At 59.4% G+C, this 12,668-nt stretch carries 10 protein-coding genes; 5 read left to right on the top strand and 5 right to left on the bottom strand.

Annotated features, from left to right (window positions below):
• Positions 1-83: 83 nt before the first annotated feature.
• A complete protein-coding gene (locus AB1S50_RS06975) occupies positions 84-287 on the bottom strand; it encodes a hypothetical protein (protein ID WP_367149807.1) in 204 nt (67 codons plus the stop codon).
• An 87-nt stretch (positions 288-374) separates the two neighbouring features.
• Between AB1S50_RS06975 and AB1S50_RS06970 the strand changes: the two genes are divergently transcribed.
• The 5 genes from AB1S50_RS06970 (at position 375) to AB1S50_RS06950 (ending at position 9,009) form a co-directional block, all read left to right on the top strand.
• Complete coding sequence (locus tag AB1S50_RS06970; RefSeq protein WP_367149806.1) at positions 375-1,064, top strand: LexA family protein; 690 nt, start codon at positions 375-377, stop codon at positions 1,062-1,064.
• Positions 1,065-2,071: 1,007 nt separating this feature from the next.
• A complete protein-coding gene (locus AB1S50_RS06965; RefSeq protein ID WP_367149805.1) occupies positions 2,072-3,484 on the top strand; it encodes a mannose-1-phosphate guanylyltransferase/mannose-6-phosphate isomerase in 1,413 nt (470 codons plus the stop codon).
• Between the two features lie 169 nt (positions 3,485-3,653).
• Positions 3,654-5,105, top strand: coding sequence for an AlkA N-terminal domain-containing protein (locus AB1S50_RS06960; protein WP_367149804.1), 1,452 nt, complete (start codon positions 3,654-3,656; stop codon positions 5,103-5,105).
• The gene (locus AB1S50_RS06955) at positions 5,102-5,587 is read left to right on the top strand and encodes a methylated-DNA--[protein]-cysteine S-methyltransferase (RefSeq protein WP_367149803.1); all 486 of its coding nucleotides are present in this window, start codon (positions 5,102-5,104) and stop codon (positions 5,585-5,587) included. The genes AB1S50_RS06960 and AB1S50_RS06955 overlap by 4 nt, the downstream gene beginning before the upstream one ends.
• Before the next feature lie 590 nt (positions 5,588-6,177).
• Positions 6,178-9,009 carry an ExeM/NucH family extracellular endonuclease gene (locus tag AB1S50_RS06950; RefSeq protein ID WP_367149802.1) on the top strand — a complete coding sequence of 944 codons (2,832 nt, stop codon included), beginning with the start codon at positions 6,178-6,180 and terminating at the stop codon, positions 9,007-9,009.
• 72 nt (positions 9,010-9,081) lie between these two features.
• On the opposite strand, the gene AB1S50_RS06945 is transcribed toward AB1S50_RS06950, so the two are convergent.
• The 4 genes from AB1S50_RS06945 to hppD all read right to left on the bottom strand — a co-directional run bounded on the left by AB1S50_RS06945 (position 9,082) and on the right by hppD (position 12,530).
• Complete coding sequence (locus AB1S50_RS06945; RefSeq protein ID WP_367149801.1) at positions 9,082-9,513, bottom strand: VOC family protein; 432 nt, start codon at positions 9,511-9,513, stop codon at positions 9,082-9,084.
• Between the two features lie 323 nt (positions 9,514-9,836).
• Positions 9,837-10,844: a fumarylacetoacetate hydrolase family protein gene (locus AB1S50_RS06940; protein WP_367149800.1), complete on the bottom strand. Its 1,008-nt coding sequence runs from the start codon at positions 10,842-10,844 to the stop codon at positions 9,837-9,839.
• Positions 10,841-11,398 carry a VOC family protein gene (locus AB1S50_RS06935; protein WP_367149799.1) on the bottom strand — a complete coding sequence of 186 codons (558 nt, stop codon included), beginning with the start codon at positions 11,396-11,398 and terminating at the stop codon, positions 10,841-10,843. The genes AB1S50_RS06940 and AB1S50_RS06935 overlap by 4 nt, the downstream gene beginning before the upstream one ends.
• A gap of 34 nt (positions 11,399-11,432) precedes the next feature.
• Positions 11,433-12,530 carry a 4-hydroxyphenylpyruvate dioxygenase gene (gene hppD / locus AB1S50_RS06930; protein WP_367149797.1) on the bottom strand — a complete coding sequence of 366 codons (1,098 nt, stop codon included), beginning with the start codon at positions 12,528-12,530 and terminating at the stop codon, positions 11,433-11,435.
• Positions 12,531-12,668 lie beyond the last annotated feature (138 nt).

Raw genomic sequence — 12,668 nt, 5'->3', positions numbered from 1 at the left:
GCCCGGGGCGCAGGCAGGGCACCAGTCGCCGACAATTATTTGTCCTGTTTTGCGTCAACCTTCGCGTAATAAAACGCTCCCGTTCACGGTGGCGAGGGCGGCTCCTGGGCCAGCTGTTTCGACAGCCGTGACAGGGTGCGCCAACGCGGATTTTCCGTGACGCCACTGGCGATTTTGGCCAGTGTGAAATAGGGCACGCCGGAGCAGGCGGCAATTTGCCGCCACTGCCCCCGGCGCTCCTGCAGCTGCGCCCTGACTTTCTCAAGCAAGTCGCCACCAGTATCCATCGGAGCCCCCCGTTTGCGACTAAGTTAGCCATATTGGGCTTGCCTGTCAAGCCATACATGGTTAGCCATATATGGCAATATGCAGCCATGAAAATTCAATTGCGGAAGCGAATCGCCACGCGGTTGCGCCGGGCCATGAACGAAAGTAGTGCCCTGTCCAGCCAGGCGGCACTGGCCAAGCGCAGCGGAGTGGGGCAGACCACCATCGGCCGTATCCTGCGCGCGGAGGTGGATGCCCGCACGGAAACCCTGGAAGCGCTCGCCACGACGCTGGGAAAATCCGTGGCCTATTTCACGGACAGCAAAGGGGACACCGGGGGCAATGTCATCCGGGAAACGCCGCTCGCCTATACCAACGACGCGCCGGAAAAGGGCGGGTGTTGGCGGGTACCCCTGATTTCATCTGTACGCGCGGGTGTCTGGGGAAGTGCGGCGGACAAGCGCCATGCCAGCGAAGCCGAGACACATATCACCACCGCTATCCACACAGGCCCACAGGCATTTGCCCTGCGGGTGGAAGGCGATACCATGACTTCCCCGACGGGCCTTTCCATTCCCGAGGGATACATCGCCATCATCGATCCGGATGGCGCTTATGACAATGGTTCCATAGTGGCCGCCAGGCTGAAAGGCGACAAAAAAGTCACGCTCAAAAAGCTGGTGATCGATGGGCCCAACCGTTATTTGAAATCCCTCAACCCGGCCTATATGCCAATCCCTATCGACCGAGGCTGCAAAATCGTCGGAGTGGCCACCAGCGTACTCTTCAACCTATAAGCGGGAGCCCTTGCTTTTCGAGAGTTTGCGCTGGCTCCCACCCAGTGGTGGCATATCCCCGTGTCAGATTAACCCGGCAACTTATTGAGTTCCCCAGTTAATAACAGGCGCAAGGGGCTGTTTTATTCGGCTTTATCCGGTGACTCAAATAGGGCGCCCATCAGAGTTTGGGGATTACAATAAGTTCGAATCGATCAGAAAATAACCAGATTAATGTGCTTGAGAGTCCACACTTTTGCAGCATGGAGTGTTTTTTTCCCCTTTGAGCGGAAATATCCGAGGGCAGCAAATGATGCTGACTTGGTTATATTTTGTTCAGGTAGGCCCGCCACTTCTATCCCCATCAGTTGCCATGGAATCTCAGTTGCATAACCGGGTCCCAGCGATACAATGCCGGGCTAGCCCTGTGTAGAGGCATTGTCGGGCCGTCTATGTGAAAATCTGATACAAGTAACCGTCCTTGTATGGATCTGCTAAGGCGTTATCCCTGTTTGATCGTATCCCCATTTCTCGACGGTCAGGCTGTGTACGCCAAGCATCAATGATGGACTGCCTGTTTCTCTCTCGAGGGTCCAGCCGGCGATGGCTTTCCGTGAGTCGGCCCGGTAAACCACCCTGATTTCGATAGGATTGTCCTAGCAGGCTGTTGAAAAACACTTTGTCAACAGCCTGCTGTCCCGAACAGGGATGTTCGGGTCGCAAATCAAGCGTGTAACTGCTTGATTTGTCGCGGAGGGTTTGCGGACATGCGCCGCAAACCCGCGTTGAGGAAAGCCAGGGAGGGCTTTTTCAATAACCTGCTAGAGCGATTGCACCTGAAGTAACATCGTAAAGGCTGGATTGCGGCAATGGTTAGTAGTGCGGTGAAAAGGGTGAGTAAGCTGCTGGTTTTGTTTCTATGACGGACCGGTACATTTAAGGTTGTCGAACCTGTTTGAATTGGCGAAATAATTTAGTCGGCCGCGGGAAAACGCGACCAAAGAACTGAGGTTGAGGGTGACTTGAGGGTGAACAGTAAAACGATCAGACCGGTCATTTTGTGCGGTGGTTCCGGCACCCGGTTGTGGCCCAAGTCCCGCAGGATGCTACCAAAGCAGCTGTTGAGCCTGACCGGCGAGCAAACCATGCTCCAGCAGACCCTGGAGCGGGTCCGCTGCTTCGACGACCCCATCATTGTCTGCAACGAACACCATCGCTTCATGGTTGCCCAGCAGGCCAGAGAGGTGGGGTTCGATCGTGTCACCCTGATTATCGAACCATTGGGGCGCAATACCGCCCCCGCCATCGCATTTGCCGCCAATGCGGTGGCGTGTGAAAACGAAGATGCCAACCTTCTTGTGCTGCCCGCCGATCATTTACTCGAAGATGTGGATCAGTTTCACCGCGCGATCGACCTGGGCCTGGAGCAATCCAGCAACGGCGGCCTGGTCACCTTCGGTATAGTGCCCACCAGCGCCGAAACCGGTTATGGCTATATCGAAAAAACCGGCGGAGGGGGCCCCGGTCCCCAGGCAATCGCCCGGTTTGTGGAAAAGCCCGATATCGAAACCGCCAGGAAATATCTCGACGGCGGCAACCACTACTGGAATGCCGGTATGTTTCTGTTTGCCGCCAGTACACTCCTGCGGGAGCTGGCTCAACATGCACCCGAAATCGCCCGGGGTTCTGCGCTGGCCATGCGCAACGCTGTAATCGAGAGCGATTTTATCAAGCTGCAGAAAAGTGATCTGGCCGCTATTCCAGAGGACAGTATCGACTATGCGGTGATGGAAAAAACCGGGCTCGGGTATGTGGTGCCCCTGGATTGCGGCTGGTCCGACGTCGGGTCCTGGTCGTCCCTGTGGGAGGCCCTGGACAAGGACCGGGAGGGCAACGCCGTGCTGGGGGATGTGATCATGGAGGACTGCAAAAACTCCCTGGTGTTTGGCGAGGACCATTTGGTGGCCGCCATCGGCGTGGAGGACCTGGTGATTGTCGATACCAAAGATGCCACCCTGGTGGCGCCCAAAGCGCGGGCCCAAGAAGTCAAGGCCATCGTCGGCAAAATCAAAACAGCGGGAAGAGAGGAGCACAAAGTCCACCGGGAAGTGGTCCGTCCCTGGGGAAAATACGACGCTATTGGCAGCGGCCCGCGCTTTCAGGTCAAGCGCATCACGGTAAATCCCGGCGCCAGCCTGTCCCTGCAAATGCACCACCACCGCGCCGAGCACTGGGTCGTGGTCTCCGGCACCGCGGTGGTCGAAAGGGATGGTGAGGAAATCCTGCTGTCGGAAAACGAGAGTGTCTATATCCCCATCGGCGCCAAACACCGCCTGAGCAACCCCGGTATCCTACCCATCGAGCTGATCGAGGTTCAAAGCGGCAGCTACCTGGGGGAGGACGACATAGTGCGTTTCGACGACGATTATGGGCGCGACTGAGCACCGTAATTTGTTATCAGAGCCCAGGGTGGATTTTCACCTCCGTCCGCATCCCCGGTATTTTGCCGACCGCCTCCTGCAGCCACAGGCCCTAACTGCCAGTTCCGTTTCTGACTAGTGCATCCTTCCGGATACCCCTAAACTGCGGGGCTGAAACGGGGGACTTCCGATGCAACTCAAAGCCGCAGTCTGTTCCAGCGCGCGCCTGGCCCGCGACCGGCGTTTCGACGGGCGCTTTTTCACTGCGGTGAAAACCACTGGCATTTTCTGCCGTCCCATCTGCCCGGCGCGGGCGCCACTGGAGCGGAATGTCACTTACTTCGCCTCAGCGGCGGAGGCCACCGAGGCGGGCTTCAGGCCCTGTCTGCGCTGCCGGCCGGACTCGGCACCTGACAGCCCCGCCTGGGGACTGGTGTCCACCACGGTGCAGCGGGCGCTGAAATTGATGCGCAGCGAGCGGGAGCCCCAGTCGGTGGAGAGGCTGGCGGAGCGCCTCGGCGTCAGCAGCCGCTATTTGCGCCGCCTGTTTGCCGAACACCTGGGGGTGAGCCCGCTGGCAGTGTGGCAGACGGAGCGAGCACTGTTCGCCTGTAGGTTGCTGCGCGACACCAGTCTGCCGGTCGCTGATATTGCCTACGCATCCGGCTTCAACAGCCTGCGTCGATTCAACGGTGTATTTAAGCAGGTCTACCGGCGCACACCGTCGGAAGTGCGCCGCACCGGCGGTCTGGGCCAGGGCACAGGGGTGCGGCTGTATCTCGATTACCGGCCGCCGCTGGACTGGCAGCAGTTACTGGCGTTTTTCCGCGCCCGCGCCGTCACCGGCGTGGAACAGGTGGAGGGCGATGCCTATCTGCGCAGTTTCGCACTGGATGGCTGTCGCGGGGTGGTGCGTGTATCCAATGACGCGGCCCGTCACCGGCTGGTGGTGGAGATCGGCGGTCCCGAGGGGGGCATCGGCCTGTATGCGCTCAACCAGCGCCTGCGTCGCCTGTTCGACCTGGACGCAGATTCCGAGCAGATTCGCTCGGTGCTGGGTGGCGATCCGTTACTGGCCCGGCAACTGAAGCTGGCCCCCGGGCTGCGCCTGCCCGGTGCCTGGGATCCGTTCGAGAATGCCTTGCGGGCGATTCTGGGGCAGCAGATCAGTGTGGCTGCAGCCACCACCCTGGCGGGGCGTCTGGCAGCCCGTTACGGGGAGTCCTTTGTGGACGATACGGGCGTTGAACGCCGATTGTTTCCCGGCGCGGAGCAGCTGGCGCGGGCGGATTTTGCCGGCCTGGGGCTGACGCGGCGCCGCGCCGATACCCTGCGCAGTTTCGTGGCCGCAACCGTCGCCGGGCGACTGAACTTTACCCATGCCTCCCTGGAGGACTGGTGTGCCCAGGTTACCGCCCTGTCGGGCATTGGCGACTGGACCGCGCAATATATCGCCATGCGGGGACTCTCCATGCCGGACGCCTTTCCGTCCACGGACCTGGGCATACTGCAGGCCCTGGGCAGCGCCGGCGAAAAAGCTAAACCCAAAGAGGCCCTGGCGCGGGCCGAGCGCTGGCGGCCCTGGCGGGCCTACGGTGCCATCTTACTGTGGCAATCACTGAAATCCGGGGTGGGGGAATGATCTATTTTAAGAGTTACAGCACCGAGTTGGGCAAAGTGGCCGTTGCGGCCGGTCCGAAGGGGTTGGTCAGCGTACAGTTTTACGATGCGCAACGCCCATTGTGTCCAAAGGACGACTGGCGTTCCGGTGCTACGGAACTGACCGAGCTGGCCGCGCAGCAGCTGCGGGAATATTTCGCCGGACAGAGGCGCCAGTTCCAGTTACCGCTGGCACCCCCGGGTACGGATTTTCAGCGCCGTGTGTGGGACGCCCTGTTGCAAATTCCCTACGGCGAGACCCGCAGTTACGGCCAGCAGGCACAGTTGCTGGGCCAGCCCCGCGCCATTCGGGCGGTGGGCCGGGCCAACGGCGCCAATCCGGTGGCGGTGATCATACCCTGCCACCGGGTGATCGGTGCCAATGGCAGTCTTACGGGTTATGCCGGCGGGTTGTCCCTGAAGGCGCGCCTGCTCACGCTGGAAGGCGCAGGATTCAAACAGTAAGTGTGCCATTTTCAGAAAGGCTGGCCGGATTGGGAGTGAAACCCGGCCACCAAAAAATTCAAAGGCCCGATAAGTTGACCTGAAAGGATATAGAGAGCCCTCTTTTTGTAAACCCATGAAGCAGCGAGAAAGCTAGCACCCCGAATCAATCTATTTCTGCAGGCGGTAGCGCAACGAGTCCCGGTTCTGCCAAGGATTCGTTAGGGTGGAGAGTTGCGTTCTTGTTTTTTTTCTTCCGAGGCAACCAGCTCATCGTGGACGGTTTTCAAATCTATCCTCTCTTCAGGCTGTGCCGATATAACGTGAGATATTTAGTTTTTAATCGTTTTCTGGATCTCTTCCATTAGTGCATGACGGGTAATCGATCTTCTTGCTTGCGGAACTGATAACACACTTTGATCCTGTCAATGCGCTCTGACAACAAATAATTCCGACGCTTGCCTTTCCCAACCTATTCCACGGCATAACTTGCTTTCCTGTTCCCAGTAGTGGGGACATAAAAAATTCATTGTTTATTCATCGAAGCTTAGAAATTCCGAGCCACCCTTTGTGCCATTTGCCGGAAGGCGGAACAAGGGGAGTCCTGGACGATGAAAAAACTGGGTTCAGCTGCGCTGACGGTCCTGGGTCTGTCACAACTGGCTGTGGAGGCTCAGGCCAGTGGCCTTATTATTTCCGAGTACATCGAGGGCAGTGGTAACAACAAGGCGCTGGAAATCTACAATGGCAGCGGCTTCCCTGTGGACCTGAGCGGTTACTCGGTGCGGGTGTTCTTTAACGGCTCCGAGTCCGCGGCGGCAAACATCGCGCTCGAGGGTAGCTTGGGCGACGGTGAGGTATTTGTACTGGCCCACGGCGATGCCGACGCGACGGTGCTGGCGGAGGCGGACCAGCTCTATTCCGGTGGCCTGTTCAATGGCGACGATGCGGTGCTCCTCACCGGGCCCGACGGTTGGGTGGATGTGATCGGTGAGGTGGGTAGTGATCCCGGCAGCCAGTGGGGCACAAGCGTTATCGGTACCCGGAATCAGACCCTGGTGCGCCAGCCCGATGTGGTCACTGGCCGCAGCGATGGCAGCAGTGGTTTCGATCCGGCGGCGGAGTGGTTCAGTGCGGGCCAGGACAATTTTGGCAATTTGGGCCGGCACAGCCAGGGTGGCGGTATTGTGCTGGGAGACTGTGGAGATGCCGCCACTCCCATCAGTCAGGTGCAGGGTTCCGGCCCCGCCAGCCCCCTGCGAGGTGAGCGCCATGAAGTGGAAGCGGTGGTGGTCGGGGACTTCCAGGACCCGGTGACCGGCCTGGCCGGTTTTTTTTTGCAGGAAGAGGACTTCGATCGGGACGGACTGGATACCACGTCTGAAGGGCTGTTTGTCTACGACAATGCATTCGGTGTGGAGGTACAGCTTGGGGACCTGGTACGGGTGGGCGGCACCGTCGATGAATTTTACGGTTTCACCGAGCTGAGGCAGGTGGATGGTATCAATGTTTGCGGCAGCGGTTACCAGGTGGCGGCTGCCCCTGTGCAGATGCCGTTTGTCTCGCTTGATGCGCCGGAGCGGTTTGAGGGGATGCTGGTTAAGTTTCCCCAGAACCTTACTGTGAACGGCCACTACAACCTGGGCCGTTTTGGCGAGGTGATTCTGTCCCACGGTCGTCGCTATAGCCCCACCCACGGCAATGAGCCGGGCGCCGCGGCGGTGGCGCAGGCGGCGGCCAACCAGCTGAACCGGATTTTGCTGGACGATGGTTCAGGGATAGAAAATCCGGACCAGCTGCCCTATCCGCCCCCGGGCCTCAGCGCCGACAATTCGCTGCGCAGTGGCGATACCCTGGCGGGCCTGACGGGGGTTATGGCCTATGGCTTCGGCGCCTATCGGGTACACCCGGTGGAAGCGGTGCAATTCTCCCCGGTAAACCCACGGCAGCAGGTGTCCGTCCTGCCCGGCGTGGGCAGTCTGCGGATCGCCAGTTTCAATGTGCTGAATTATTTCAATGGCGACGGCCAGGGTGGTGGTTTTCCCGCGGCGCGGGGTGCCGACACGCCCAGGGAGTTTGAACGCCAGCGGGACAAGATCATCGCCGCTATTCTGCGCATGGACGCGGACCTGGTGGGTTTGATGGAGCTGGAAAACGACGGTTACGGTGCTGACAGTGCGATCCGGGATCTGGTGGATGGGCTCAACAGTGCCAGCGGTGGCCGGAGTTACCGGTTGGTGCGACCGGAACTCAACCGGCTGGGTGGGGATGCCATTGCCGTGGGAATGATTTATCGCGACGATCGACTGGTGCCGGTGGGCAGGGCGGTGACTCTGGCGGATTACCCTTTCGACTACGGCAATCGCCAGCCGCTGTTGCAGGGGTTTGCGGAATTGCCTTCCAACGAGCGCTTCGCGGTGGTGGTGAACCATTTCAAGTCCAAGGGAGGCTGCCCCGGGGACGGCGGCATCAACGATGACCAGGGCGATGGCCAGGGTTGCTGGAACCAGCTGCGCACCCAGGCGGCCGATACGCTGGCGGGCTGGATAGAGTCTGACCCGGCCGGCACCGGTATCGATCGGGTGCTGCTGCTGGGAGACCTCAACAGCTACGCGCGGGAAAACCCGATAGCCGCCCTGAAGGCTGCCGGTTATACGGACCTGCTTGCGCAGTATGGTGGGGGAAAAGCTTATTCCTATGTCTTTGACGGCCAGTCCGGGTATCTGGACTATGCACTGGCAAACCCTGCGCTGGCGCCGCTGGTGACCGGGGCGTTGGCCTGGCCTGTCAATGCCGACGAGCCGCGGGTGCTGGACTACAACACCGAGTACAAGACCGCCGCACAATTGGAAGACCTCTACTCCGCCGGACCTTTTCGCGCATCGGATCACGATCCGGTATTGGTGGAGCTGGATTTGGGGGAGGACAACCTGGCGCCCTCGGCGGCTTTTACCTGGCAGGCAGAGGGGCTTGTGCTCCATTTCATCGATCACAGTGGAGATATGGATGGCGTGCTGGTGCGCTGGCAGTGGGATTTTGGTGACGGTGCAACCAGTAGCGAGCAAAACCCCAGCCACGCTTTCAATGCCCCCGGGACCTACCGGGTAGGTTTGCAGGTGGAGGACGAGCGGGGTGCCGTGTCCAGGGTAGAGCAGATTGTCGAGGTGAATGAGGGCGTAGTTCCGCTGCGGGCGGATTTCAAACTGCGCCGCTTTTTCCGTTGGGTATGGGTTGAGGATCGCAGCCACTATGGCGGCGATAGCAGGCTCAGTTACCACTGGGATTTCGGCGATGGCGTGCAGCGCAGAGGGCGTTGGGCACTGCACCGCTATACCCGCGGTGGCCGTTACGAAATCACCCTTAGGGTGAGGGACGGCGCGGGGGCCGCAGACAGTGCCGCCCGTGTGGTCACTATTGCCGGCGTAAAGCTGAGAAGCCAATAAATGACTGGGGCCACAGGCCCTAAGGAACCTTTGTGTGGCTGTTGCCCGCCAGTGATCCATCGGGCTTCCGGCTCAGTCGTGGTCCACCGGTAGAAACATGACCTCCGGATTCACCATGGATTTCATTTCCAGTACATTTCCGTTTGGGTCTTCAATAAAAAAGGTTTCCTGTTCATACTCGCTGCCCACAAAACGGCGGTAGGGCTTATCCAGGTATTGCAGGCCAGCGGCCTCGATACGGCCTTTGAGTGCCTGGAACTGGTCGTCCGGGAGGTGAATGCCAAAATGGGGTACGGCCACTGCGCCCATGTCGACGTCGTGGCGCACATTCGGCAGCTTTTCGGTACTTTGGTGCAAGGTCAGCTCATTGCCCCAAAAATCGATATCGACCCAGCGTCCCTCTTCACTGTTGCCGGTTTTGCAGCCGAGCACATCGCAGTAGAAGGTTTTGGCTTTGTTGAGATCCCCGGCGGGAATGGCCAGGTGCAGGCAGTTGGATTTCATGGTGCCTCCGTCAAGCTATTATCTTTGAAATCATGGTAAAACAGTAAAATACCATTTCGGTTCGCACTGATTCAGATGACAATATCCTAACAAATTCCCCACCAGGGGAATATTCATAGATGACATAAAATTCGACAACCGGAACTGTGTCACCGGTGGAGTGGGCTGGTGGCCCTCGGTCGGCCTGGGCTGTGCGCCAGGGAGGTCTGGGGGTCTGCTTCTTGGGGCAAGTCGCAGAAACTCACTTGCGGCCCTTTCAGGCCAGGCGGGGCTGGCCCGCAGTATCGGGCGGGTGCGGCGCGGCCTTCCCTGGCCGCTGAGGGTCAGGCTTTGCTGACCAGCTGATCGATGCGGCCAAAGATGGAGTGGCCGTGTTTGTCGAACATCTCGATGGAGATACGGTCTCCAAAGTCCATGAAGGGTGTCTTGGGTCCACCGTTGTTGATGGTCTCGATCATGCGGATCTCGGCGATACAACTGTAGCCGTGACCGCCCTCGGCCACCGGCCTGCCGGGACCGCCGTCCATTTTGTTGGACACGGTGCCGGAGCCGATGATGGTGCCGGTACCCAGGGGACGGGTCTTGGCGGCGTGGGCGATCAGCTGGCCGAAGTGAAAGGTCATGTCCACACCGGCGTTGGGTTTGCCGAAGACTTCTCCGTTCAATTCCGACACCAGTGGCAGGTGCAGTTTGCCCTCCTGCCAGCTGTCGCCCAACTGGTCCGGGGTGACGCATATGGGGGAGAAGGCGCTGGACGGCTTGGACTGGTAAAAGCCGAATCCCTTGCCCAGTTCGTTGGGGATCAGGCCGCGCAGTGACACGTCGTTCACCAGCATCACCAGCTTGATATGCCCCAGCGCTTCGGTGGCGGATACGCCCATGGGTACGTCGTCGGTGATAACGGCGATCTCCGCTTCGAAATCGATACCAAAGCCTTCGCTCTGGGGCGTGACGATGGGGGCGCGGGGTGCGAGGAAAGTATCGGAGCCGCCCTGGTACATCAGGGGATCGGTCCAGAAGCTGGCCGGTACCTCCGCGTTGCGCGCCTTGCGCACCAGTTCGACGTGATTCACATAGGCGCTGCCGTCGGCCCATTGATAGGCGCGCGGCAAAGGCGAGGCGCACTGGGCCTGGTCGAAGGGCTGCCCCTCAATGGCGCCGCTTTGCAGTTTCAGGTAGAGCGCCTCCAACTGCCCTGAGACCTGGCTCCAGTCGTCCAGGGCGCTCTGCAAGTTGGGCGCTATGTCCCCGGCTGGAGCCATGCGGCTCAGGTCTTCGGATACTACTACCAGCTGGCCGTCGCGGCCGGAATTGAGACTGGCTAATTTCACTTTGCCTCCCCTGCTTGTGTTGGTTTGAATTCCTCTTGGCCGTGCATCCAGGCCGCGTGACGGGGCGCTTTTTTGGTGCGGGACCACTCTTCGAGCATATCTTCCGCGACCCGCTTCAGCTCCTGGTGCATGCCGGGCTTGGCGGTGTTGGCGGCCAGCTCGATGCGGTGGCCGTTGGGATCGAAGAAATAAATAGACTGGAAAATAGTGTGGTTGGTGGGGCCCAGTACCTCGATACCCGCCTGCTCGAGTTTTTGCTTCATCTCCATCAGTACATCCATGGTTTCCACTTCCAGCGCGATGTGCTGCACCCACTGGGGGGTGTTTTCGTCGCGGCCCATGTCCGGTGAGTTGGGCAGTTCGAAAAATGCGAGCACATTGCCCTGTCCCGCATCCAGAAACACGTGCATGTAGGGATCGGGCGCCCCGGTGGAGGGCACCCGGTCTTCGGCGATGGCCAATTGAAATTCCATGCCCAGGAGGTCGCGGTAGAAGTTCACCGTCTCCCTGGCATCGCGGCAGCGATATGCCACATGGTGTATGCGCTTGATCATGGTCTCTGTTCCTGTCAATGGATCGCGGATGCCATCAGGCCTTGGGCGTCTCTGCTTTGTCGTCGCCGATCACGCCGCGCTGCAACTGGTCGCGCTCGATGGATTCGAACAGGGCTTTGAAGTTGCCTTCGCCAAAACCTTCGTCCTGTTTGCGTTGGATAAATTCAAAAAACACCGGGCCGAGCATATTGGCGGAGAAGATCTGCAACAGCAGCCTTGGCTGTCCGCCTTCGGTGGTGCCGTCCAGCAGTATACCGCGGGATTTCAGTTCGCCGGTGGGCTCGCCGTGGTCCGGAAGGCGCTCCTCCAGCATTTCGTAGTAGGTGTCCGGCGGTGGGGTCATGAATTCCATGCCGCGCCCCTTGAGCCGGTCCCAGCACTGCAGCAGGTCGTCGCAGGCAAAGGCGATATGCTGGATACCCTCGCCGTTGTATTTCATCAGGAATTCTTCGATCTGGCCGCCACCGCCGGCCGCCTCTTCATTGAGGGGAATGCGGATCTTGCCGTCCGGTGCGGTCATGGCCTTAGACAGCAGGCCCGTGTATTCCCCTTTAATATCGAAGTAGCGGATTTCGCGGAAGTTAAATAGTTTTTCGTAGTAATTGGCCCAGTACTCCATACGCCCGCGATAGACGTTGTGGGTCAGGTGATCCAGGGTGTGGAAGCCGCAACCCTCCGGGTGCCGGTCGACGCCCTCGAGCCAGTGGAAGTCGATGTCGTAGATGGTTTCGCCTTCCTGATAGCGGTCGATAAGGTACAGGGTGGCGCCGCCGATACCCTTGATGGCGGGCAGGTGCAGTTCCATAGGCCCGGTATTCACCGCCACTGGCTGGGCGCCTCTGCGCAGTGCTTCCTCGTAGGCGAACTTGGCATCCTTGACCCGAAATGCCAGCCCGCAGGCCGAGGGGCCGTGTTCCTGGGCGTAGAAGTAAGCGTGGCTATCCGGCTCGTAGTTGGTGATAAAGTTGATGTCACCCTGTCGCCACAATTCCACATCCTTGGAGCGGTGGCGAGCGACTTTGCTAAAACCCATGGCTTCGAACACGGTTTCCAGTACACCCTTTTCAGGTGCGGTGAACTCTACAAATTCAAAGCCGTCGAGGCCCATGGGGTTTTCAAATAAATCGGACATCTGGCCCTCCCTTTTTTGCTCGATTGGCCGGTGCTCCAGGCATGGATTCCGACCCATTAGTTACACATGCAACTAACCTAGTTGCATGTGTAACTAATGTCAAGAACCCAGTCTGGATGGTGGCTGGATGAGAGGGCA

The sequence above is a fragment of the Microbulbifer discodermiae genome (genome assembly GCF_040742695.1).
GTDB lineage: Bacteria > Pseudomonadota > Gammaproteobacteria > Pseudomonadales > Cellvibrionaceae > Microbulbifer.
Note: the sequence above shows the minus strand (reverse complement) of the source record. Positions and strands in the feature narration are given on the sequence as shown.

What these genes read in the sequence shown, in the direction of transcription:
- AB1S50_RS06975 (WP_367149807.1), bottom strand. Translation starts at nt 287, where the DNA reads ATGGATACTGGTGGCGACTTGCTTGAGAAAGTCAGGGCGCAGCTGCAG.
- AB1S50_RS06970 (WP_367149806.1), top strand. Translation starts at nt 375, where the DNA reads ATGAAAATTCAATTGCGGAAGCGAATCGCCACGCGGTTGCGCCGGGCC.
- AB1S50_RS06960 (WP_367149804.1), top strand. Translation starts at nt 3,654, where the DNA reads ATGCAACTCAAAGCCGCAGTCTGTTCCAGCGCGCGCCTGGCCCGCGAC.
- AB1S50_RS06955 (WP_367149803.1), top strand. Translation starts at nt 5,102, where the DNA reads ATGATCTATTTTAAGAGTTACAGCACCGAGTTGGGCAAAGTGGCCGTT.
- AB1S50_RS06950 (WP_367149802.1), top strand. Translation starts at nt 6,178, where the DNA reads ATGAAAAAACTGGGTTCAGCTGCGCTGACGGTCCTGGGTCTGTCACAA.
- AB1S50_RS06945 (WP_367149801.1), bottom strand. Translation starts at nt 9,513, where the DNA reads ATGAAATCCAACTGCCTGCACCTGGCCATTCCCGCCGGGGATCTCAAC.
- AB1S50_RS06935 (WP_367149799.1), bottom strand. Translation starts at nt 11,398, where the DNA reads ATGATCAAGCGCATACACCATGTGGCATATCGCTGCCGCGATGCCAGG.
- hppD (WP_367149797.1), bottom strand. Translation starts at nt 12,530, where the DNA reads ATGTCCGATTTATTTGAAAACCCCATGGGCCTCGACGGCTTTGAATTT.